Annotated in this window: 16 protein-coding genes; 9 read left to right on the plus strand and 7 right to left on the minus strand. The window is 49.6% G+C overall.

Annotated elements, in window-relative coordinates; translation table 11 throughout:
• The first annotated feature begins 124 nt into the window (after positions 1-124).
• From B076_RS13110 to B076_RS0110940, 3 genes are all read left to right on the plus strand, one after another.
• Entirely contained in the window at positions 125-1,855 is a 1,731-nt protein-coding gene (locus B076_RS13110; RefSeq protein WP_169721415.1) for an ABC transporter substrate-binding protein, read from the plus strand.
• 399 nt (positions 1,856-2,254) lie between these two features.
• Positions 2,255-2,863 (plus strand): helix-turn-helix transcriptional regulator, encoded by a 609-nt coding sequence (locus B076_RS12805; RefSeq protein WP_051347317.1) that lies wholly within the window; start codon positions 2,255-2,257, stop codon positions 2,861-2,863.
• 87 nt (positions 2,864-2,950) lie between these two features.
• Complete coding sequence (locus tag B076_RS0110940; protein WP_245566356.1) at positions 2,951-4,294, plus strand: TolC family outer membrane protein; 1,344 nt, start codon at positions 2,951-2,953, stop codon at positions 4,292-4,294.
• Positions 4,295-4,396: 102 nt separating this feature from the next.
• Here the strand turns inward: B076_RS0110940 and B076_RS0110945 are convergent, their stop codons facing one another.
• The 3 genes from B076_RS0110945 to B076_RS0110955 are packed head-to-tail and all read right to left on the minus strand — an operon-like array spanning position 4,397 to position 6,892.
• Positions 4,397-5,083 carry a sulfite exporter TauE/SafE family protein gene (locus B076_RS0110945; protein ID WP_028487351.1) on the minus strand — a complete coding sequence of 229 codons (687 nt, stop codon included), beginning with the start codon at positions 5,081-5,083 and terminating at the stop codon, positions 4,397-4,399.
• Positions 5,083-6,618, minus strand: a complete 1,536-nt coding sequence (locus B076_RS0110950) for a YifB family Mg chelatase-like AAA ATPase (RefSeq protein WP_028487352.1) — start codon at positions 6,616-6,618, stop codon at positions 5,083-5,085. The genes B076_RS0110945 and B076_RS0110950 overlap by 1 nt, the downstream gene beginning before the upstream one ends.
• A gap of 7 nt (positions 6,619-6,625) precedes the next feature.
• Positions 6,626-6,892 carry an accessory factor UbiK family protein gene (locus tag B076_RS0110955; RefSeq protein WP_028487353.1) on the minus strand — a complete coding sequence of 89 codons (267 nt, stop codon included), beginning with the start codon at positions 6,890-6,892 and terminating at the stop codon, positions 6,626-6,628.
• A gap of 259 nt (positions 6,893-7,151) precedes the next feature.
• Between B076_RS0110955 and B076_RS0110960 the strand changes: the two genes are divergently transcribed.
• A complete protein-coding gene (locus B076_RS0110960; protein ID WP_028487354.1) occupies positions 7,152-8,201 on the plus strand; it encodes a GGDEF domain-containing protein in 1,050 nt (349 codons plus the stop codon).
• A 34-nt stretch (positions 8,202-8,235) separates the two neighbouring features.
• Here B076_RS0110960 and B076_RS0110965 read toward each other — a convergent pair whose 3' ends face one another.
• Positions 8,236-8,880, minus strand: coding sequence for an SPOR domain-containing protein (locus B076_RS0110965; protein WP_028487355.1), 645 nt, complete (start codon positions 8,878-8,880; stop codon positions 8,236-8,238).
• Positions 8,880-10,652, minus strand: a complete 1,773-nt coding sequence (gene argS / locus B076_RS0110970) for an arginine--tRNA ligase (protein WP_028487356.1) — start codon at positions 10,650-10,652, stop codon at positions 8,880-8,882. Before argS ends, B076_RS0110965 begins: the two co-directional genes overlap by 1 nt.
• A gap of 367 nt (positions 10,653-11,019) precedes the next feature.
• On the opposite strand from argS, the gene B076_RS0110975 reads away from it, so the two are divergent.
• On the plus strand, positions 11,020-12,549 hold the full coding sequence (locus B076_RS0110975) for a sensor domain-containing diguanylate cyclase (protein WP_084205768.1): 1,530 nt from the start codon (positions 11,020-11,022) through the stop codon (positions 12,547-12,549).
• A gap of 84 nt (positions 12,550-12,633) precedes the next feature.
• Here the strand turns inward: B076_RS0110975 and topA are convergent, their stop codons facing one another.
• Complete coding sequence (gene topA, locus B076_RS0110980; protein WP_028487358.1) at positions 12,634-15,159, minus strand: type I DNA topoisomerase; 2,526 nt, start codon at positions 15,157-15,159, stop codon at positions 12,634-12,636.
• A 229-nt stretch (positions 15,160-15,388) separates the two neighbouring features.
• Between topA and B076_RS0110985 the strand changes: the two genes are divergently transcribed.
• The gene (locus B076_RS0110985) at positions 15,389-16,321 is read left to right on the plus strand and encodes a response regulator (RefSeq protein WP_051347318.1); all 933 of its coding nucleotides are present in this window, start codon (positions 15,389-15,391) and stop codon (positions 16,319-16,321) included.
• Positions 16,322-16,335: 14 nt separating this feature from the next.
• Here the strand turns inward: B076_RS0110985 and dprA are convergent, their stop codons facing one another.
• On the minus strand, positions 16,336-17,412 hold the full coding sequence (gene dprA / locus B076_RS0110990) for a DNA-processing protein DprA (RefSeq protein ID WP_245566357.1): 1,077 nt from the start codon (positions 17,410-17,412) through the stop codon (positions 16,336-16,338).
• 106 nt (positions 17,413-17,518) lie between these two features.
• Between dprA and def the strand changes: the two genes are divergently transcribed.
• Genes def through rsmB form a run of 3 tightly spaced genes read left to right on the plus strand, consistent with a single transcriptional unit; the run spans position 17,519 to position 20,325 of the window.
• On the plus strand, positions 17,519-18,031 hold the full coding sequence (gene def / locus B076_RS0110995) for a peptide deformylase (RefSeq protein ID WP_028487361.1): 513 nt from the start codon (positions 17,519-17,521) through the stop codon (positions 18,029-18,031).
• 21 nt (positions 18,032-18,052) lie between these two features.
• On the plus strand, positions 18,053-18,994 hold the full coding sequence (gene fmt, locus B076_RS0111000; RefSeq protein WP_084205769.1) for a methionyl-tRNA formyltransferase: 942 nt from the start codon (positions 18,053-18,055) through the stop codon (positions 18,992-18,994).
• A complete protein-coding gene (rsmB, locus tag B076_RS0111005; protein ID WP_038150547.1) occupies positions 18,991-20,325 on the plus strand; it encodes a 16S rRNA (cytosine(967)-C(5))-methyltransferase RsmB in 1,335 nt (444 codons plus the stop codon). The genes fmt and rsmB overlap by 4 nt, the downstream gene beginning before the upstream one ends.
• Positions 20,326-20,328 lie beyond the last annotated feature (3 nt).

Raw genomic sequence — 20,328 nt, forward strand, 5'->3', positions numbered from 1 at the left:
GTCTTTTATCCAAATGAACAGTTCTTTTCATACACTCCACAGTCGACCTGCGTCTCAAACCATGAGAGGCAGGCATCAGTCCCTATTCCATTTCTTGCTGATCTGTTTCACCTGCTTGGGCATATTGTTTTCTCCCGCAGCCATTGCCGGCGATGGAAAAACCACCCCCATTAAAATGCAGCTTAAGTGGGAACATCAATTTCAATTTGCCGGTTACTATATGGCTAAACACAAGGGCTTTTACCGTCAATATGACTTGGATGTCGAGTTCATTGCCGCCACGCCCGACTCCGATCCCATCGAAGCAGTATTAAACGGGGAAGCAGACTTTGGCGTTGGAACCAGCGATTTACTGCTTAAATTCCACCAGGGCCATCCGGTTAAAGTTCTTGGGGTACTTTTCCAACACTCGCCCCTAGCCTTGGTATCTCTGGAGTCTTCCGGCATTGATACCGTCCAGGATCTCGCCAACCGCGCCATGATGATCGAACCCAACTCTGCTGAAATCTATGCCTACCTCAAACAGTCCGGCCTGTCTCTGAACTCATTGCAAACCGCCAATCATAGCCTTCAAATCTTCGAGTTGATTTCCGGACAAGTCGATGCCATGAGTGTCTATACGACCACCGAGCCTTTTGAACTCTATGCCAAAGAAATTCCCTATCGAATCTTCACTCCAAGAATGGGAGGGATCGACTTTTACGGAGATAACCTGTTCACCACGACTCAACTGATCAATTTAAACCCTAAACGGGTTGAACAGTTCACACAGGCCAGCTTCGAAGGCTGGAAATACGCCATGAACCATATTGAAGAAAGCATAAACGTGATTCTAGCAAACTATCCGGCAAACCGGAGTCGTCAGGCGTTGCGTTTTGAAGCTGAAACCATGCAGGATTTAATGCGCACAGACCTGATTGAACCGGGCTACATGACTGAAAATCGCTGGCACCACATTCAAACCATTTACCAAGAATTGGGATTATTGGATCGCCAAGCAAACATGCAATTAGAGGACTTTTTATACAATCCCGATGCCCAGCTCAACCGGCTCAAATCCTCAATGCAATGGCTAACCTTGACTGTCATTGTCATTCTGACTATCACCGCTTTAACGCTGTACCTGCTTAGAAGGGTCAATCAAACACGCAAGCAGCTGGCGGCTATGGTTCAAAACTCCCCCATCCCGATTCTGCTTTTAAATGAACGCCTAACTATCATCGAATGGAACCGACAGGCTGAAAAAGTCTTTGGCTGGCCAGCTCATGAGGTGCTCGGCAAGGATGTCATAGACATTCTGGTGGCAAATTCCCATCAGGCTTCAGTCCGAGAGGTTCTGAAAAACACCCTCAAACAACAACTAAGCCAAACGTTCAGTAATAAAAACCTAACCAAAAGCGGTCAATTAATTTCATGTAACTGGTCGAATGCGCCTTATCATGTGCAACACAAAAAGTATGTATTATGCATGGCCATCGACACCTCCGAAATCCGGGAACTCAAGGCGATCACCCTGGCCAAGGAAGACACACAAGAGGAGTGCGATCTCCAGAAGAAACAGGCATTACTTTCCGGACTGGTTGAAATTACGCAACTGTGCCTGACCATTTGGGAAGAGTGTACTCATACCAGCAAGATTCAGCTCGCAGACCAGAGTGGCCTCTGGCGTGTGAGCTTGGACAATGGCACCGCCAAAACTCGTACCCTTGATAAATACCTCAGCCTTGAAACCATCCCCAACAACCCCAGATGGAAAACCGTCATACAAACCGCCAACTTCATTATTCGTCAGTGCCCAGACCATCCTATGACGGAAAAACTCAAAAAACTCAAGCTACGGCACCAGCATAAATAACTTTTAGCTCAAGTCGAAATGATATTTACCCTTTTTTACCTGAATTTGATCGCATCACATTTGCGTATTGATGCGGTAATAAGGATAATTTAACAAGGGTTTCTAGGGATAAGCTTGGTTTATTTGCAATCAATCGCAAGGTATCAAAGACAAGCCATAAGTTTTCTTGATGTTTTGATGTGTAATTAAGCAAATGATCTGCTGGTACAAACCAGTATCTATCACTCTCAAAACGTTCATTCCATAATTTGCATATTGCATACTGACTGAAGGCAACTGAACGAAAAACCTATAAAAAAAACAAATAGATACACATACTCTATTTTGAGTTATGATAAATATCTGCCTGATTAAATAGATAAAAAAACATACAGTGCAGAAAAGAGAGAGGATGCACCTTTGAATAAAAGGCCGATTTACATTTACGTGCAAGATCCAAATGCATTAAAGACATGGTTGAGCGCGTGCGAAAGCAAACCGGAAATCATCTACAACCTGGAATCACTTGACTCTAAAACCAGTGCAAAAGAACACTTACTGTTGCTTCATGAAACAGAAGAAGTCAATGACCAACAGGTTCGCAAACTGGCCGAAATGGGCTGGGATATTTTATTGTTCAGCAATAAACCTAGCGTCAACCAGAGCATCCATTTTTTTAAACTGGGTATCAAAGGATATTTAAATACTTTTTCAAGTTCGGAACGCATTAAACAAGCCATTGAAACGGTCCAACTAGGCAATGTCTGGCTTGGCCAAAACCTTATGAATGCCATGATTCAATCGATAGGCGACAAAAACCTTGGAACAGATGAGTGGAAAAAAAACCTGACTGAGCGCGAAATAGAAGTCGTCAGTTGGGTTGTCAAAAGTAAAAGTAATAAAGAAATTGGCCAATTGCTGGACATTACTGAACGCACGGTAAAGGCTCATTTGCAAAATGTTTTTCAAAAACTTAATGTCAAAGACCGATTGAGCTTGGTCATTAAGGTGCAAAGTTGGCAAGCCTGACAGGCGCTGTTTCAAACCCGAAAGAATTAGATTCGATAACAACCTTTAAAAAAACATATTCAGTCAAACCTGAATGAGGAGCCTAAAATGGATGCTTTTAACATGAAACGTTTTTATCTGACTTGCCTGGGAGGCATGATTTTCCCACTGGCAAGCCTATTCAACCCGGCGATCGCCATTGAGCTCAATGAAACCGTTGAGGACGCCATTCTGCACAACCCGCAATTGCGTGAGCAAGTCAAGGCCTACCGCGCGATTGAAGCGGAACTGGATGGTGCAAAAGGCAGCTGGCGCCCTACAATCGACTTATCTGCTGGCATTGGTTATGAAGAGGTCGACAATCAAACTACTGACAACACCGGCGACGGCCTGACCCGCCGTGAAGCCTCGATCCGCTTGACTCAAAACCTGTTTGAAGGCTTTGGCACCGAAAATGAAATCAAACGCCAACAGCATCGTTTGGATGCCGCAGCCTATCAGGTTGAGGCCACCGCCAATCAGATTGCTTTGGATATGACCGAAGCCTATATCAACCTGATCAAAGAAAAAGAGTTTGTAACACTCGCCGAAGACAACGTTGAGACCCACCAGAAAATCCTCGACCAGATCACACAGAGACGAGAGGCAGGAATCGGCAATCAGGTAGAAGTCGACCAAGCTAAAGCACGTCTGGCCTTGGCTCAATCCAATCTAATGGCAGCAAAAAACAACTATTCCGATGTATTGTCACGTTTTCAACGTGTACTGGGACGTTTTCCTGACAGCGAACTCATTGCGCCAAACTTTGAAACCGAACTGCCGAAAACCGTCGAAGAAGCGGTGGATATCGCCCTTCTAAACCATCCGACCATCCTTTCGGCCAGTGCGGACATTGCTGAAGCACAAGCGCAATATGATGCCTCTGAAAGCAGTTATTACCCGCGTATCGACTTGGAAATCGAAAAAACCTACGACCATAACATTGCCGGTGTCGAAGGTCGTAATGAAGATTTTCAAGCTATGCTGAGAATGCGTTACAACCTATACAATGGCGGTAAAGACAAAGCCGAAAGACGTCGTACCAACAGTGCCATGCATCAGGCGATTGAGATTCGCAACAACAGCCGTCGCCAAGCAATTGAGAACCTTCGTTATGCTTGGAATGCCCACCAATATGTAGGTGCGCAGCTGGACTACATTCAAGCCCACATCAAAATGACACGTGATACGCTCGAGGGCTACCGTCAACAATTCAGTCTAGGACGCCGTTCGTTGCTTGACCTGTTGAACACGGAAGATGAATACATCAATGCGTTGAGAACACTGGTCACCAGTGAAAATGAATATAAACTGGCGGAATACCGGATCCTCAATGGCATGGGCACCCTGCTTGATACCTTGGAAGTGCAAGTGGACATGGCTCAGTCTGAAAACGACTATTCCAACTACTAAAACTCCTAAAGGTCTGGTTTGGATTTTCAAACAGGCCTGTTTATAAGCTGTAGAAACCCATAAAACAGCGATGCATTTTATCAAACCATCGCTGTTTTCATATTAGACCTTTAACGTCATCGCCAAATATATTTGCCAGGCTCCCATGGACATAACCCCCAGGCCTGCCAATTTTCGCACCCATTCTTTTCGAGCCAGCCGGGTGAAGTAGAATGCAAACACCCCCATCAGCATCAAGTTGGGCAAGGTTCCCAAACCAAATGCCAACATTACCATCGCCCCCTGAAGGGCTCCACCGGCACTCAAGGCCATAATCAACATGCTGTACACCAATCCACAAGGCAACCAGCCCCAAATCAGGCCATACCACCACGCTTGCGGCAACGATTTTACCGGCGTCAGCTTTTTCGCATAGGGTTGCATTCTCAACCAAAGTTTTTGACCAAGTTTTTCAATCTGCACCACTCCATACCACCAGCCAGCCAAATACAAGCCCAAGGCCAACATAAACAGTCCGGCCAATACTTGTAACGCTTGCTGAGCCGGGAGGACGGTCGCTAAAGAGCCTAAGGCCGCGCCCAAGTAGCCGAACAGAGCCCCAATCAACATGTAACTGCTGATACGCCCCAGATTATAGGCCAACTGATACGGGAGCATGCGCCACCAACTGCTCTGAACCCGCACATCCAAGCTAAAGGTCAAAGCGCCGACCACACCGCCACACATTCCCAAACAGTGGACACCGCCTAATATTCCCACCAATAGGGACGTAAGGTAAATTGATTCCATTAAAACGACCTTGAATGACGGTCAAAACTGCGATAACTGAGCGCTTCCGCAAGGTGATTCTGGTGAACATCAAGACTATCAGACATATCCGCCAAGGTGCGCGCCACCCTTAAAATCCGGTGATAACTGCGTGCCGAGATGCCCATGCGTTCAACCGCATTTTTAAGCAAGACCTGACCTTGCTGATCAACCGGCACGTGCTGTTGAATTTGTTTAGGCGTTAAATCCCCATTCAAACAGCCCTGACGAGCTATCTGCTTAAGATGCAGTTTCTCTACCCGCTGCCTGACCGTCTCACTGGTCTCGTTTTGAGGGTTGGATTTGGCCTGCAAGGCGTCGATATCCACAGCGGGAACTTCCAGGTGTAAATCAATTCGGTCCAGCAAGGGGCCCGACACCTTTTTTTGATAACGTGCAATCTGATCCGGCGTGTCTTTACAGCGCCCATAGGGGTCGTCGGGAAAAAACCCGGAAGGGGTGGGGTTCATAGCCGCCACCAATAAAAACTTAGCCGGATAGGTAACCTGTCCGTTGACTCTGGAAATGTCTACGCGATGATTTTCGAGAGGCTCACGCATCGCCTCCAGTACACTGCGCGAAAATTCAGGCAACTCATCCAAAAACAAAACCCCATGATGCGCTAAACTGATTGCGCCAGGTTTGGGTGTGCTTCCTCCGCCAACCATCGCCGCGGCAGAAGCCGTATGATGCGGGCTAATCATTTTGCGCACCAAGTCCTGAGCTCCCGCCACCTCTTGGCCGGAAACCGACCGAATGGCTGCCAGCTCAATCGCTTGATCCCTTTTAAGATTGGGCAACAAAGTCACCAGCCTTGAAGCCAACATGCTTTTTCCAGAACCGGGCGGTCCAACCATCAAAACCGAATGCCCGCCACTGGCACTCAGCTCCAGCAAACGTTTGGCCTGAGTTTGCCCGACCACATCCGCCAAATCCAATGCAAAATCGATTTCGGGTTCGGGCACGGGTAAAGTGGATTCAAGCACATTGCGATTCAACAAAAAACCGCATAACTCCAACAAGTTGGATGCCCCATAAGCCTGGGCACTGTCACCCCCCTCCGGCCCTCCTTGCACGGCAAGACTCGCCTCTTGCAAGTTTTCGAGCGGCACAATGGCAACCTTTCCGTCCTGCACGGTCTGCAACACGGCCGGCAAGACTCCCGGAACACGACGAATCTCACCGTTCAACCCCAACTCCCCGAAAAACTCAAAACCGGAAAGGTCGACCGACAACTGTTCGGTGGCTAACAATATCCCCAAAGCGATCGCCACATCATAGCGCCCGCCGCTTTTCGGCAAGTCAGCCGGTGCCAAATTGACCGTGATCCGTTGCGGTGGCAACTGAAACCCACTGCTCAACAAGGCACTGCGCACGCGCTCTTTACTCTCTCTTACCGAGGCTTCTGGCAACCCGACTATTGACAGGGCGGGCAAGCCGTTACTGGCATGCACCTCAACCGTGACCGAAGGGGCTTTCAAGCCGAGCATGGCACGGGTATTAATGGCTGCAAACATCAATCGCTTACTCTAAAGATCCGTCTTTGACGTCGACCAGACTTTCAAGCTGCTCGACTTTTTTCTCCAGGGCTTCCAGTTTGGCTCGAGTTTTTGCCAAAACCGCGCTTTGCAAATCAAACTCATCACGCGAAACCAGTTCCATCTTTTCAAAGCTGGCAGTTAGAATCGCCTTAAACTGTGATTTAAGCTCTTCCGGAGCCTGACCCAGACCGGATGGAATCGCCTGTGAGAGTTTTACAACGGTTTCTTCGATTTGTTTGGGATTAAACATCTTATTACCTTAAATTGAGTGACGATCAATGGAATCAAACCTTGCGGATTTGGCCATGGTTTGAGCCAATTTTGAATATTACTGGACTATACTATTTTTAAGGTTTTTTCACCAGTGATTCACTTTACACTACGCAAAATAAACCCATTCAAAATCGTTAAGGGTGGATGTGTTGGTTTTTCTTTTTCATGTTAAAATCAAATCGGATTCTGACTCCAAATAGGCAATCCCACTTAAGCCAAACATAAGAGTTTTAAACATGATCAACGTCAATGATACGCCAGAAAAGGCCAAAAGAATCTTTTCGAAACTGATTGAGGATTTTGAAGAGCAAAATATCAACCCTACTCCGTTGAATTATTTTGTCTGGTATCAATATCTCAAAGGCGAAAACCCTAAGTTCCGCCAGGAGATGGACGCCATCATCAACGATCCGTTTGGCTACAATGACCGTGCTGGTAAACGTTTATATGAAGAGTACCTGATCGAAGACGGCGAGGCCACCTCAGAATTTGACCGTGCTTTCCGACGTTTGGTCAATCTCATGATCAAAAAGATGAACGTATGGAGCGACAAACTTGAACAGCACACCAAAGAGCTTGATGACTGTGCCACTTCGCTCGCCAACCCCGATATTGACTCGGCTGAAATCAAACGCATCACTCATACCATGATCTCCACGGCACACTCCATGAACGAAAGCAGCCGCGCCTTTCAGCAAGAGATGTTCATGAGTTCTGAAGAAGTCAAACAGCTCCGCAACGATCTACTTGAGGCTCAGGCGGCAGCCCTAACCGACGAACTCACCGAAGTCGGTAACCGCAAGGCCTTCAACAACGCCTTGGAAGAGAAGATTTTAGACACGATCGACAAGCCGCAGAGCCTGTGCCTGATTTTGAGTGATATCGACCATTTCAAGAAATTCAACGACAACTATGGCCATCTGATCGGTGACAGCGTCTTACGTTATTACGCCAATATCATGAAAAAACTCCAGGGAGAACATGAAACCATTTGCCGATATGGTGGAGAGGAATTTGCGATCTTGCTGACCCATTCGTCACTCGAAGAAGCCAAGGCCCACGCAGAAGAGATTCGCACCGCCATTGAAGCCGCGGTGCTCAAACGCAAAAATTCAAGCGAACCTTTGAGCAAAATCACCGCCTCTTTCGGTATCGCCCACTACCATGGTGAAAATGACAGCAACGACGCCTTCATCGGCCGAGCCGATAAAGCCCTCTACCAAGCGAAAGAAGCCGGGCGTAATTGCATAAAAGACGAACTCGATCTCACCGAAAACCAATCGTAAATAAGCGTATCGATCCGCTCGGGAAAATATTAAGTCAGTCGGTCGTAGGCACTTTTATCAACAGGGTATCGACACCCAGAGCGCGAAGTTCATTACGCTTTTTATTCATTTCCAAACGGTCATCGTAGGGTCCTACCCTCAAGCGGTAGTAGGTTCGATCCCGCTGATGCAATGGCGACAAGTCGACAATCTGACCAAAACGCGCCAAACGACGCTGCTCTTTTAAGGCTATTTCTTGCGAGCCGAAACTTCCCGCATAAATATAATAAGCGTCTTCCAGCTTCACCGAAATCGGCACCGCATCCACCACCACCTCAGTTTCTTTCAAGCCTTCATAAAAACTGTAAGTGCGGGGTTTTTCAGCCGCTTCAACCGATTCATCAGAGGATTTATCCGCTACTACGGCCTCAACGGTAATCGTTGCTTGTTTGTTTACCGGCTCTTCGGGCAAGGCATTGACTTCGGCATAGATTTCGGACGTCGCTTGGTTTTTGGCGTAGGGCTGCCCGCTCATAAAGTGCTGAACGACCCAGAAGCCGCCTAAAAACACCACCGATACCAGCAAGCCAATCACCCAAACACGCCCAACAGCGCGACTCGGGCGTGTTTCCTGCTGTTGAGACTTGCGCTGGAATCCAGCTTTATGATGATTATGACCGTAGCGATAATCTCGGGACATTACATTTTCTCAGGTGCGGACACCCCTAAAATCGCCAAACCGTTCTGCAGAACCTGCTGCACTGCCAGCACCAGGGTCAAACGCGCATTGCGTACGGCACTGTCCTCGACAATGAACTGGCTGGCATTGTAATAACTGTGCAAACCATGCGCCAAATCCTTCAGATAATAGGCGATTTGATGCGGTTCATAAGCCAAAGCAGCGCGCGCAATGACCTCAGGGTATTTGGCCAACTGAACCGCCAGAGCCGCTTCTTGCTCAAGTTCTAGTTTATCCAGCGCAGCCAGGCCTGCCGATTTATCCAAGGCCAATCCTTTTTCCGAAGCTTGTGCCAACACGCTGCAAATACGCGCATGGGCATACTGGATGTAATAAACCGGATTTTCATTCGACTTGGATTTGGCCAAATCCAGATCAAAATCCATATGCTGTTCGGATTTACGCTGCACATAAAAAAAACGTGCCGCATCGGTTCCCACTTCTTCTCTAAGTTCGCGCAGGGTGACAAATTGACCACTACGAGTAGACATGGCGAGCTTTTCTCCGCCGCGGTACAGAATCGCAAACTGCACCAACAGCACCTCAAGGGCATCCGGATTGGTTTCCAACGCCTGCATCGCCGCCTTCACCCTGGGCACATAACCGTGATGATCGGAGCCCCAGACATCGATCAAAATATCGAACCCACGCTCCAACTTGTTGAAGTGATAGGCGATGTCGGACGCGAAATACGTCTTCAAACCATTGTCACGTACCACCACCCGGTCTTTTTCATCGCCATATTCGGTCGATCGAAACCATAAAGCGCCATTTTTCTCATACACTTTATCCGCCGCCTGCAATTTCTCCAGAGCGGCATCAATCACCCCGGTTTCCATCAAGGAACGTTCCGAGAACCAGTTTTCAAAGGTCACGTTAAAGCCGTGCAAATCCTCTTTGATGTCCCCTAAAATGCTATTCAAAGCCAGCGAAAACACGGTTTCATAATGATGTGCACCCAATAGATTTTTGGCCTTGGCAATCAGGTCGTCAATGTGCTTTTCCTTATCTCCGTCGGTCTGCCCTTCATCTGCACACACCCCGGTAAACACTTCAAAAGCGGGCTTTCTCAAAGTCTCACCGTGCTCACGTTGCAGTTCCGCACTGATGTCAAAAATGTACTCACCTTTGTAACCATTGCTCGGGAAAGTGAACTCTTCGCCACACAACGCCAGATAACGCAGCCAAACCGAAGTGGCCAGAATGTCCATCTGGCGACCGGCATCGTTCACGTAGTACTCTTTATCCACTTCAAACCCAGCGACTTCCAGCAAGTTCGCGACACTCGCCCCATAGGCCGCGCCACGCCCATGACCAACATGCAACGGGCCGGTCGGATTGGCGGAAACAAATTCCACCAAAACCGATTTACCCTGTCCCACATTGCAACGCCCAAAATCTTGCGCTTGCGCAAACACGGTTTCCACCACCGCAAATTTGGCGTCATCCTTGACAAAGAAATTGATAAATCCCGGTCCGGCGATTTCGACTTTCTCGACCGACTTTTGATCCGCCATCGCCTCGATTAAAGCCACAATCTTTTCCGCCAACGCCCGTGGAGGCAGGCCTGCCGATTTTGTCAACATCATCGCCAGATTCGTCGCCAAGTCTCCATGTGCCTTATCACGTGTGTTCTCAACATTGATTCGGGGATTGGTATCCTCTGGCAGGATTCCCTCTTCTTTTAACTGTTGAACAACGTTCATCAAAATTTGCACAATTTGCTGCTTCATGGAGCTCTCTCTTAAAATCAACTGGATGGGTAAGGCTTCAGAATACCGAACTGAAAAGAAGGCCACGAAAACGCCCCCTAATTGAACTTTTCATCAAGGTTTTCGCACTGGTTCACAAGCCCGGTCAAATACGAAGAAGCTATTTTACTAAAATCCGTTGCAAGATGGAAAAGGGATTGTCGCCAGGACGCTCCAATTGATGCACAACCGCTTTAAAATGAATCCAAGCAGGCCTGCTGACTTGACCTTAAAGCCAAACATACCAAAATTTTACTTATACCCCTCTATTTACAATCAATCCCCCTATAAAATCAGGGAGTTATAATATGCGCTGGTTTTTCGATTTCTCAAGGCAAGCCCCTTCCAAATGAGCAGACTTCTCTCACTGTTTCCAATCCAACCTCTAGTGCTCGTCACTTGGAGCCTGCTTGTTGTCTTGACAGTAAACCTAATTCACCCGCTCACCTTATTGGATCCGCTGTTGACGGCTGTGCCCTATTCACCGGCACAACAGCTGCTTTTTTTATTATTGCTGATGGTGCCCTTGGGACTGTTATTGACGTTAAAAAGCGCCCGCTTGCAACGCGCTCTGGAAACACAACAGCAACAGCATAAACAGGAAATCAAAACCCTCAAGAAAAGTTACAACAAAACCGACGATCAAATCCGCACCCTGATGCAAAGCGATCAAATCGCTTACTGGGAGTGGGACATCAAACACAATCGCGCCGACTATTCACCGCAATGGAAAAAAATGCTGGGCTACCCGGCCGATGAAACCTTGAACAGTTTGCACGCCCTGCAAAACCGAATCCACCCCAAAGACCAGTCGGCGGTGCAAACACGCTTCCTAAAGATACTCAGTGGCGAACACCGCCATTTTGAATGCACCCACCGGGTGCAACATCAAGACGGCCACTACCTCTGGGTTCATGATAAGGGGCAAATCTTTTACTCACCTCACGGCGAAGTGGAAAAGCTCAGCGCCATCCGTCTGGATGTCAGCGCACAAAAGTGGATAGAAGCGGAACTGGAATTGGATGCCACCATTATCGAGCACTCCTCGGAAGGCATCGCCATCGCCGATCAGAGCAAGCAGGTCATCCGTTGCAACCGGGCGCTGAGTGAAGCCTTGAAGCTGACACGAGAACAGATTGAAAGCATGGATCTGCAAAGTCTGATCGAGGCGTTGCAATCAAACCCGTCCAGCAATACGCTCGAAAAGGTGGAAAGCGAAGGGCGATGGCGTGGAGAAATGGCTTTATATAACTCCGAGGGTCACCTTCTGCTGGCGAGCATCGTACACATTCAGAAAATCTTTCAGGAGACCAGTCAAAGCGTGCACTACAGCCTGACCCTGACCGACATCACCGACCTAAAACACAGCCAACAGGCGCTCGACGACCTGGCTAACATCGACAACGTCACCGGTCTGGCCAACCGCAACAAACTCTACCAAGAGCTGGACAGGGTACTGCAAGATGAGCAGCCAATCACCCTGTTTTTCATGGATTTGGACGATTTCAAACCGGTCAATGATACCTTCGGTCACGATTTCGGGGATGCGCTTTTGCAAAAAGTCAGCCAGGTGATTCAGGAATCCACTCCGGACAACACTCTGATTTCCCGCATTGGAGGGGACGAATTTGTACTCTTTTACCCTCAATCCGAGGATGTCACGCAAGCCCAACAGATTGCGCAGACACTTAGCGACCGTCTAAAAGAGCCTTTTCAGATTAAGAATCAGTCGATTAAGATTGGGTCAAGCATCGGCATCGCCCACTACCCGCAAGACGCCCAACAGCGCCAATCGCTAATGAAAGCCGCTGACACCGCTATGTATCAAGCCAAACGCGCAGGCAAGGGACGGTTCCACTGCTTTTCAGCCCAAACCTGAGCCTCCTTTCTCAAGAGAGGCAAGCCCACTAAACAGAGTGCAAATCCGGCAAATTGAAAACCGGCAGGCCTGGTGAAAAAAGGTTTATTCGGCCTTTTTAGGCGGTGCTTTCTTAGCCGTGGTTTTTTTAGCAGTCGTCTTCTTAGTCGCCGGCTTCTTGGCGGCCGGTTTTTTAGCTGGCGCTTTCTTTGCGACAGCCTTGGTTGAGGCCTTTTTGGCCGGTGCTTTCTTGGCGGCGGGCTTTTTAGCCGCTGCACGACCACGTCTTTTAGGCTCCGGGGCTTCGTCCAAACGTTTCTGGCACTCTTCCAAAGTCAACTCCAAGGCGTCTTCATCTTTGGCAATTTTGGCATTTTTCTTGGTCGACACATCGGTAATGTAAGGTCCCCAGCGCCCTTTAAGGATCTTCACATCTGTTCCGGCAAAAGTCTTGACGATTTTATCCGCATCGGCCTGAATTTTAGCTTCAATCAAAGCCACCGCATCTTCCAGTTCGATACTCAGCGGATCAAAGCCTTTGATCGGTGCGTACAGCTTCGGACCATACTCCAGATAAGGACCAAACGGCCCTTGCTTGGCGATGATTTTCTGCCCCTTCTCCACCGAAAACACGGTGCCATCCACCGCTTTGGCCTCATAGGATTCCGGCATTTCACCGACTTCGCGCGGCAACTTGAACAGTTCCAACGCCTGCTCAAGGTTGATGACATCCATCTTCTGACCCGGCATCAAGCTGGCGAAAACCGGTTTTTCATCATTCTCGCCATCACCCAACTGCACATAAGGCCCAAAGCGCCCAATTTTGACATACATCGGCAAACCGCTTTTCGGATGATTACCCAACAGGCGAGCCTGCCCCGCCTCTTCACGGGAAACGTCCTCGGCCGCAACCACCTTGGGATGGAATTGCTTGTAAAACTCGTCCAGCATCGCCTGCCACTGGACTTGGCCCTGGGCGATGTTATCGAACTTGTCTTCCACCTTAGCGGTGAACTGATAATCCAACACATCGCCAAAATGATTGATTAAGAAATTGGTGACAATACCGGCGATATCTGTCGGGAACAGCTTGTTCTTCTCGCTGCCTGCCATTTCAGTCAACGTCTCGGCTACAACTTCTCCCGCCTTCAAGGAAATCTGGCGGTACTCGCGTTCCTTGCCTTCGCGGTCTTCCTTAACGACATAACCGCGCTGCTGAACGGTATCAATGGTCGGCGCATAGGTAGAAGGTCGCCCTATCCCCATCTCTTCCAGCGTTCTGACCAGACTGGCTTCGTTGTAACGCGCCGGTGGCCGGGAAAAACTCTGACGTGCCCCCAGCTCAAGAACCTCTAGCGCTTGGCCTATATGCATCGGTGGCAATAAACCGTCATCGCCAGACTTGTCCAGATCATACACTTTCAGGAAACCGTCAAATGTGACGACTTCACCTTTGGCAGTAAACTTATCGCCGGGAAGCGTATCGATGCCGATTTCAACAGTGGTGCGTTTCAGCGCTGCATCGGCCATCTGCGACGCGATCGCTCTGCGCCAAATCAGTTGGTAAAGCCGTTGTTCATTACGCTCACCCTCAACCTGCTGCATGGAAAAATCGGTGGGGCGGATGGCCTCGTGTGCCTCCTGAGCGTCCGCATTTTTGGTTTTGTAGCGTCGCGGAACGCTGTATTCGGAACCGTAATCCTGATTGATCACTTCCTGCGCCTGTGAAATCGCCAATTCCGACAAATTCACCGAGTCGGTACGCATATAGGTGATTTTTCCGGACTCATACAAACGCTGCGCCACCATCATGGTCTGCTTAACTGAAAAGCCAAGTTTAGAAGAGGCTTCCTGTTGCAGGGTCGAAGTGGTAAACGGAGCTTTCGGGCTGCGTTTGGCCGGTTTTTCTTCCAGAGATAAGACCGACAGATTGGCTTTGGAGACAGCCTCTAAAAACGCCGTGGCCTCGGCTTCGGTGTCGAAGGTCGCAGTGCGTTTGACCTCCAGCTCCCCAACCGGCTTGCCGTCGTCTCCCAATAAGTTAAGCACACCTTGAACCCGGAATACGAAACTGGATTCAAACGCATCGATTTCGCGCTCGCGTTCCACAATCAAACGCACGGCGACTGACTGAACACGGCCGGCCGAAAGGCCGGTGCGAATCTTTTTCCACAAAATCGGCGACAGCTCAAAACCGACGATACGGTCTAGAATACGTCGCGCCTGCTGGGCATTGACCAAATCCATGTCCACCTTACGCGGCTCGGCAATCGCCTTTTGAATGGCCGGCTTGGTAATCTCATGGAATACGATTCGTTTGGTGGTGGTCACATCCAGATTTAGGGCTTCCGCAAGGTGCCAGGCGATCGCCTCCCCCTCGCGGTCCTCATCCGTCGCCAGCCAGACGGTTTCCGCCTGTTTGGTGAGTTTCTTCAGTTCGGTGACGTTTTTCTTCTTGTCCGCAGAAATTTCATAATTTGGCACAAAACCATTTTCCAGATCTATGCCCATGCCTTTCTTCTGAATGTCTCGGATATGCCCATAACTGGAACGAACGGTAAAGTCTTTTCCCAGGTATTTTTCTATGGTTTTCGCTTTTGCGGGGGACTCCACTATTACCAAATTTGTCATCTATTGAAACTCTAAAATTATTGGGGGTTTATTAATGTGTATTTTTAACAGGGTGCAAAAAATTCTCTCAATTTGCAAACTAAAAATTTTAAAAGCCGCCGCAAATAAAACGTTTTTTATTTAAAAGGCTTACCACATCGCCGTCAAAAACCTTTAAAATAAAAACTAAAATACAAACAATTACTTAGTTGCACCTTTGCAGGTCGATATTGGATTCGAATCATACCCTATGACTGACGTTACTTCCTATCAAAAAAATCCATTGCGCATTCTTCTGGTGGATGACGACCCCGCCAGCCTGGCGTTAATATGCGCTTATTTCGAGGGATGTGATTATGAAATCATCACCGCCACCAATGGCGTAGAAGCCGAAGAGATCATCCACAGCCATGCGGACGACTACTTCAGCCTGTATCTGTTTGACTACCGCATGCCGAAAAAAGACGGCATACAGCTACTGATCGATCTCAAAAAAGATTCCCGCTATAAAATGGTGCCTGCCATCCTGCAAACCTCGGCGGACAGTCAGGAGGACATTCAAAGAGGCATCCAGGCCGGGGCTTTCTACTATCTGCTCAAACCTTTTACCCGAGCCCACCTATGCTCCATCGTTGAAGCCGCCATCAAAGGTTTCACCAACCACCAGCAGATCAACCGCCAGATCAAAAGCTTTCCAAAAGCGGCCGAACTGCTTAAGCGGGCGCATTTTGGCTTCAAGACCATTGAGCAAGCAAAAGATTTGGCCACCACCTTGGCGTTTTTGACCCCCGACCCCCAACAAACCGGGATCGGCCTGTTCGAACTGATGATAAACGCCATCGAACATGGCAACTTGGGAATCGGTTATGATGAAAAAACCCGCCTGATCAAAACCGACCGATTGCAACAGGAAATTCAGCGCCGCCTGAACCTTCCTGAAAACCTGAATAAATCGGTAAAAGTCGAGCTTACCCGACATGAAGATCGTCTGGATATCAGCATTGAAGACATGGGCATAGGATTTGACCCCAAACCCTATATGGAGTTTTCGCTGGAGAGAGCGATGGACAATCATGGCCGAGGCATTATGATGGCGAATCAGTTGAGTTTTGACCGACTCCACTTTTCAAATCATGGCCGTAAGGTCACCTGTTCGGTAAAACTTGACGATGCTTACCGCTAGGCGAAAAACCGCCATTAGCGCAATCTTCGCCAACGGCCTGCCGACAAGGCTTCGACCTCACCGGAAAGTTCCAGCAAAGTCAGCTGGCTCTGTATCTCGGACACCGGCATCTTGCTTAAGACCACCAATTCATCCAACCCTATTGGGTCATATTCAATGTATTTAAGCACCCCTGATCCCGCGGAATGCTTTTGGCTACTGACTTCCGGCTCCTGTCCGCCATGCTCAGAGACAAAGTCAAAACGATCCTGCTGATTCCAGTCTTGTTTCAACACGGAAGCCAGTTCTTCCAAGACATCCTGGCCGGATTCGACCAATTTAGCGCCCTGTTTGATCAATTGATGACAGCCCTTGGCCTGGGGGTTATTGATTGAACCCGGTACTGCAAACACTTCGCGCCCCTGCTCGTTGGCGATCCTGGCGGTAATCAGGGAGCCGCTTTTCAAAGCGGCTTCCACCACCAGCGTGCCGACACTCAAACCACTGATCAAGCGGTTACGTTTTGGAAAATGATAATTCAGCGGTTTGGTGCCCAATGGGAATTCCGACACCATCGCCCCCTGCTCCACAATCTCGTAAGCGAGTTTTTTATTCGCCGCCGGATAGATGCGATCCAGTCCGGTTGCGACGACCGCAACAGTTTTACCCAAGCCTAACAAGCCGCCCTCATGTGCCGCAGTGTCAATGCCCAGTGCCAAACCACTGGTGATGCACAACCCCTGATCAGAAAGATGATGAGCAAAGTCTTTTGCCGTGTTAATGCCCTGCCTGGACGCGTGACGGCTGCCGACAATTGCCAATTGTGGATCGCTCAATAGTCCCACCGATCCGCGAACCGCGAGCAGAATCGGCGGATCGGAGATGTCTTTCAGCAAAGGCGGGTAAGCCTCCGATCCAATCGCCACCAAAGATTGCATGGGTTCTTCACACCAGGCCTGCGTCTCCTCTATCCGCTCCGGAAGTTTTGCATCAAACAGCTGCTCCAACTGAGATTCACTGACCAGACCGGCCTTTTGCCACTGCGATTTCCCGGCTGCAAGTGCATCGTTCAAACTGCCAAAATACTGCTCGCAGCTGCGTAGCTGATTCAACGAGAAAAAACTCAGATGAAAGGGAATCAGGCGGGGTAAGTCGGAAAAACTTGACATAGTCAGATATAATATAAGGAATGGAATTTAAATAAGTATAAACGACACTATGGAAAAACTCGACATTGTTCTTTACCCGGAGCAGGGTTTGCGTGAAGTCTGCACTCCGGTGGCGGAAATGAACGACGACATCGACAAGCTCATCGACGACATGTTCTATACCATGTATGACGCCCCCGGCATCGGCTTGGCTGCGCCACAGGTAGCGGTTCAGGAACGTCTCATCGTGGTGGACGTGTCCGAAAAAAACAACCAGCCGATCGCACTCATCAACCCGGAAATCATCCAATCTTCCGGGCACATCACCTGGGAAGAAGGTTGCCTGTCTTTGCCGGGCATCTACGCCAAGGTCAACCGCCCCAGTCACATCCTGGTGCGCGGCATGGACCGCGACGGCAAGCCGGTCGAATTTGAAGCCGACGAACTGCTGGCGATTTGCATTCAGCATGAAATCGACCACCTGAACGGCAAGCTGTTTGTCGATCATTTATCGGGTTTGAAGCGCACACGCGCCCTGCAAAAATTCCGTAAACTTCACCAAGAACAGACCCAAGAGCACTGATTTTTGACTAGGAGCCAACCATTGAAAGTAATTTTCGCCGGCACGCCCGAATTTTCGGTCGCGCCCCTTCAAGCGCTGCTGGATTCCAACCATGACGTCATTGCCATCTACACTCAACCCGACAGACCGGCTGGAAGAGGTCGAAAGCTGACCGCCAGCCCCGTCAAACAGTTAGCTCTGCAACATGACATTCCGGTGTATCAACCTAACAGCTTACGCGATGCCGAAGCCCAGACCGCGCTGGCGGAACTTAATGCCGACATCATGATCGTGGTGGCTTATGGCTTGATTCTGCCGAAAGCGGTGCTGGAGATGCCCAAATACGGCTGCCTGAACATTCATGCCTCCCTGCTGCCACGCTGGCGCGGAGCCGCGCCGATTCAACGCGCCATTGAAGCTGGCGACGCCGAAACCGGCGTCACCATTATGCAGATGGATGTGGGTCTGGACACCGGCGACATGCTTTACAAAATGAGTACGCCAATTGCTGCCGAAGACAATGCGCAAAGCCTGCATGACCGTTTGAGTCAGATGGGTTCCAAGGCGCTGATGGAAACCCTGGCACAACTCCAGGCTGGCCAACTCACACCTGAAAAGCAGGACGAAACCCGGGTCACTTACGCCGAAAAACTCAACAAAGCCGAAGCGGAAATTGACTGGACACAGCCGGGTGAGACGGTGTTGCGTAAAATCCAGGCCTTTAACCCTTGGCCGATGGCCTTTACCCGTTTTCAGGAACAGCCTTTGAGGGTATTGCAGGCAAGAATCGCCGACGATACCGCGCAAAAAGAGGCCAACTCAAAACCAGCAGGCCTGGTTATTGATGTCGATAAAAACGGTATTCTAATAACCACGGGCAGTCGTCCCATCTGGCTGACGCAAGTGCAACCCGCCGGTAAAAAACCGATGGCCGCTTATGACTTTGCCCAATCACGCCAACTTCTGGGGCAACAATTCCCATGAATACAGAAGCCAAGCCCATCAACACCCGTCTGGTCGCTCTCAAAATCTGCTTGACCGTCATCGAAGACGGACGTTCGCTCAGCCAGACCTTATCCGAAGGTTTGGCGCAATTCAGCGACCGCAGGGAACGCAACTTCACCCAAAACCTGGTTTTGGGCACCTTGCGTTGGCAGGAGCGTTTGGCGGCGATCAGGGCCCATTTGCTCAACAAACCCATGAAAGCCAAGGACGAAGACATCAACCAACTGATTCTTCTTGGGCTCTACCAAATCCTCTACATGGACACTCCGGAACACGCGGCGGTTTCGGAAACCGTCGGCGTCACCAAATCGTTGAAGAAACCCTGGGCGAAAGGCTTGATCAACGGTCTGTTAAGACGTTTTTTGCGGGAAAGAGAGAGTATTTGCCAGGAGGTCGACCTCAAACCGGCTTATCGCTATTCGCATCCTCAATGGATGGTTCGGGTCTTGCGCAAAGCTTACCCGGAGCAGTGGGAAAACATCCTCGACGCCAACAACCAGCAGGCCCCTCTGACATTGCGCGTCAACACCCATTACCAAAGCCGTCAGACCCTGCTAGAGACTTTGCAAGCCGAGCAAGTCGAAGCAGAAATCCATCCGCAAGCGCCGCAAGGCATCGTACTGCAGAAAAGCGCGGATATATCGCAATTACCAAGCTATGACGAAGGCGGTTTCAGTGTTCAGGACCCTGCTGCACAACAAGCGGCCAACCTGCTCAAGCCGCAGCCGGGAGAACGTATTCTCGATGCCTGCGCCGCCCCCGGCGGAAAAACCACCCACCTGCTGGAACTTTCCGCCAATCAGGCGCAAGTTTTCGCGCTGGAAAAAGAGCCGGAACGTCTGGAACGATTGGCGGAAAACCTGCACCGACTGGATCTGCAAGCCGACTATGAAGCCGGAGACGCTTCCGAACCGGACAGCTGGTGGGATGGCCAAAGCTTTGACAAAATTCTGTTGGATGCGCCCTGTTCGGCTACCGGCATTATCCGCCGCCATCCGGATATCAAATGGCACCGTACCGAAGACGATATTGAACAACTGGTGGCTACCCAAAAACTCATTCTCGGAGCGCTTTGGCCTTTGCTCAAACCCGGCGGACAGATGCTTTACGCCACCTGCTCGGTTCTGCCTCAAGAAAACACTTTGCAGATGCAACACTTTTTGGAGGACGAGCCCAGCGCCCGGGAAATCCCCCTTGAATCGGAATGGGGCATGCGTTTTGAAAGCAGCCCCGGCACTCAGATTCTGCCTGGAGAACACGGCATGGACGGTTTTTTCTACTGCCTGCTTCAAAAAACGCAAACGGCCTAGGAC

The sequence above is a fragment of the Thiomicrorhabdus chilensis DSM 12352 genome (assembly GCF_000483485.1).
GTDB lineage: Bacteria > Pseudomonadota > Gammaproteobacteria > Thiomicrospirales > Thiomicrospiraceae > Thiomicrorhabdus > Thiomicrorhabdus chilensis.

Coding starts and splice junctions, on each gene's coding strand:
- B076_RS0110950 (WP_028487352.1), bottom strand. CDS start 6,618: ATGTTTGCAGCCATTAATACCCGTGCCATGCTCGGCTTGAAAGCCCCT.
- B076_RS0110965 (WP_028487355.1), bottom strand. CDS start 8,880: ATGTCCCGAGATTATCGCTACGGTCATAATCATCATAAAGCTGGATTC.
- def (WP_028487361.1), top strand. CDS start 17,519: ATGGAAAAACTCGACATTGTTCTTTACCCGGAGCAGGGTTTGCGTGAA.
- B076_RS0110955 (WP_028487353.1), bottom strand. CDS start 6,892: ATGTTTAATCCCAAACAAATCGAAGAAACCGTTGTAAAACTCTCACAG.
- topA (WP_028487358.1), bottom strand. CDS start 15,159: ATGACAAATTTGGTAATAGTGGAGTCCCCCGCAAAAGCGAAAACCATA.
- B076_RS0110975 (WP_084205768.1), top strand. CDS start 11,020: ATGAGCAGACTTCTCTCACTGTTTCCAATCCAACCTCTAGTGCTCGTC.
- B076_RS0110985 (WP_051347318.1), top strand. CDS start 15,389: ATGACTGACGTTACTTCCTATCAAAAAAATCCATTGCGCATTCTTCTG.
- rsmB (WP_038150547.1), top strand. CDS start 18,991: ATGAATACAGAAGCCAAGCCCATCAACACCCGTCTGGTCGCTCTCAAA.
- B076_RS0110940 (WP_245566356.1), top strand. CDS start 2,951: ATGGATGCTTTTAACATGAAACGTTTTTATCTGACTTGCCTGGGAGGC.
- B076_RS0110960 (WP_028487354.1), top strand. CDS start 7,152: ATGATCAACGTCAATGATACGCCAGAAAAGGCCAAAAGAATCTTTTCG.
- argS (WP_028487356.1), bottom strand. CDS start 10,652: ATGAAGCAGCAAATTGTGCAAATTTTGATGAACGTTGTTCAACAGTTA.
- B076_RS0110945 (WP_028487351.1), bottom strand. CDS start 5,083: ATGGAATCAATTTACCTTACGTCCCTATTGGTGGGAATATTAGGCGGT.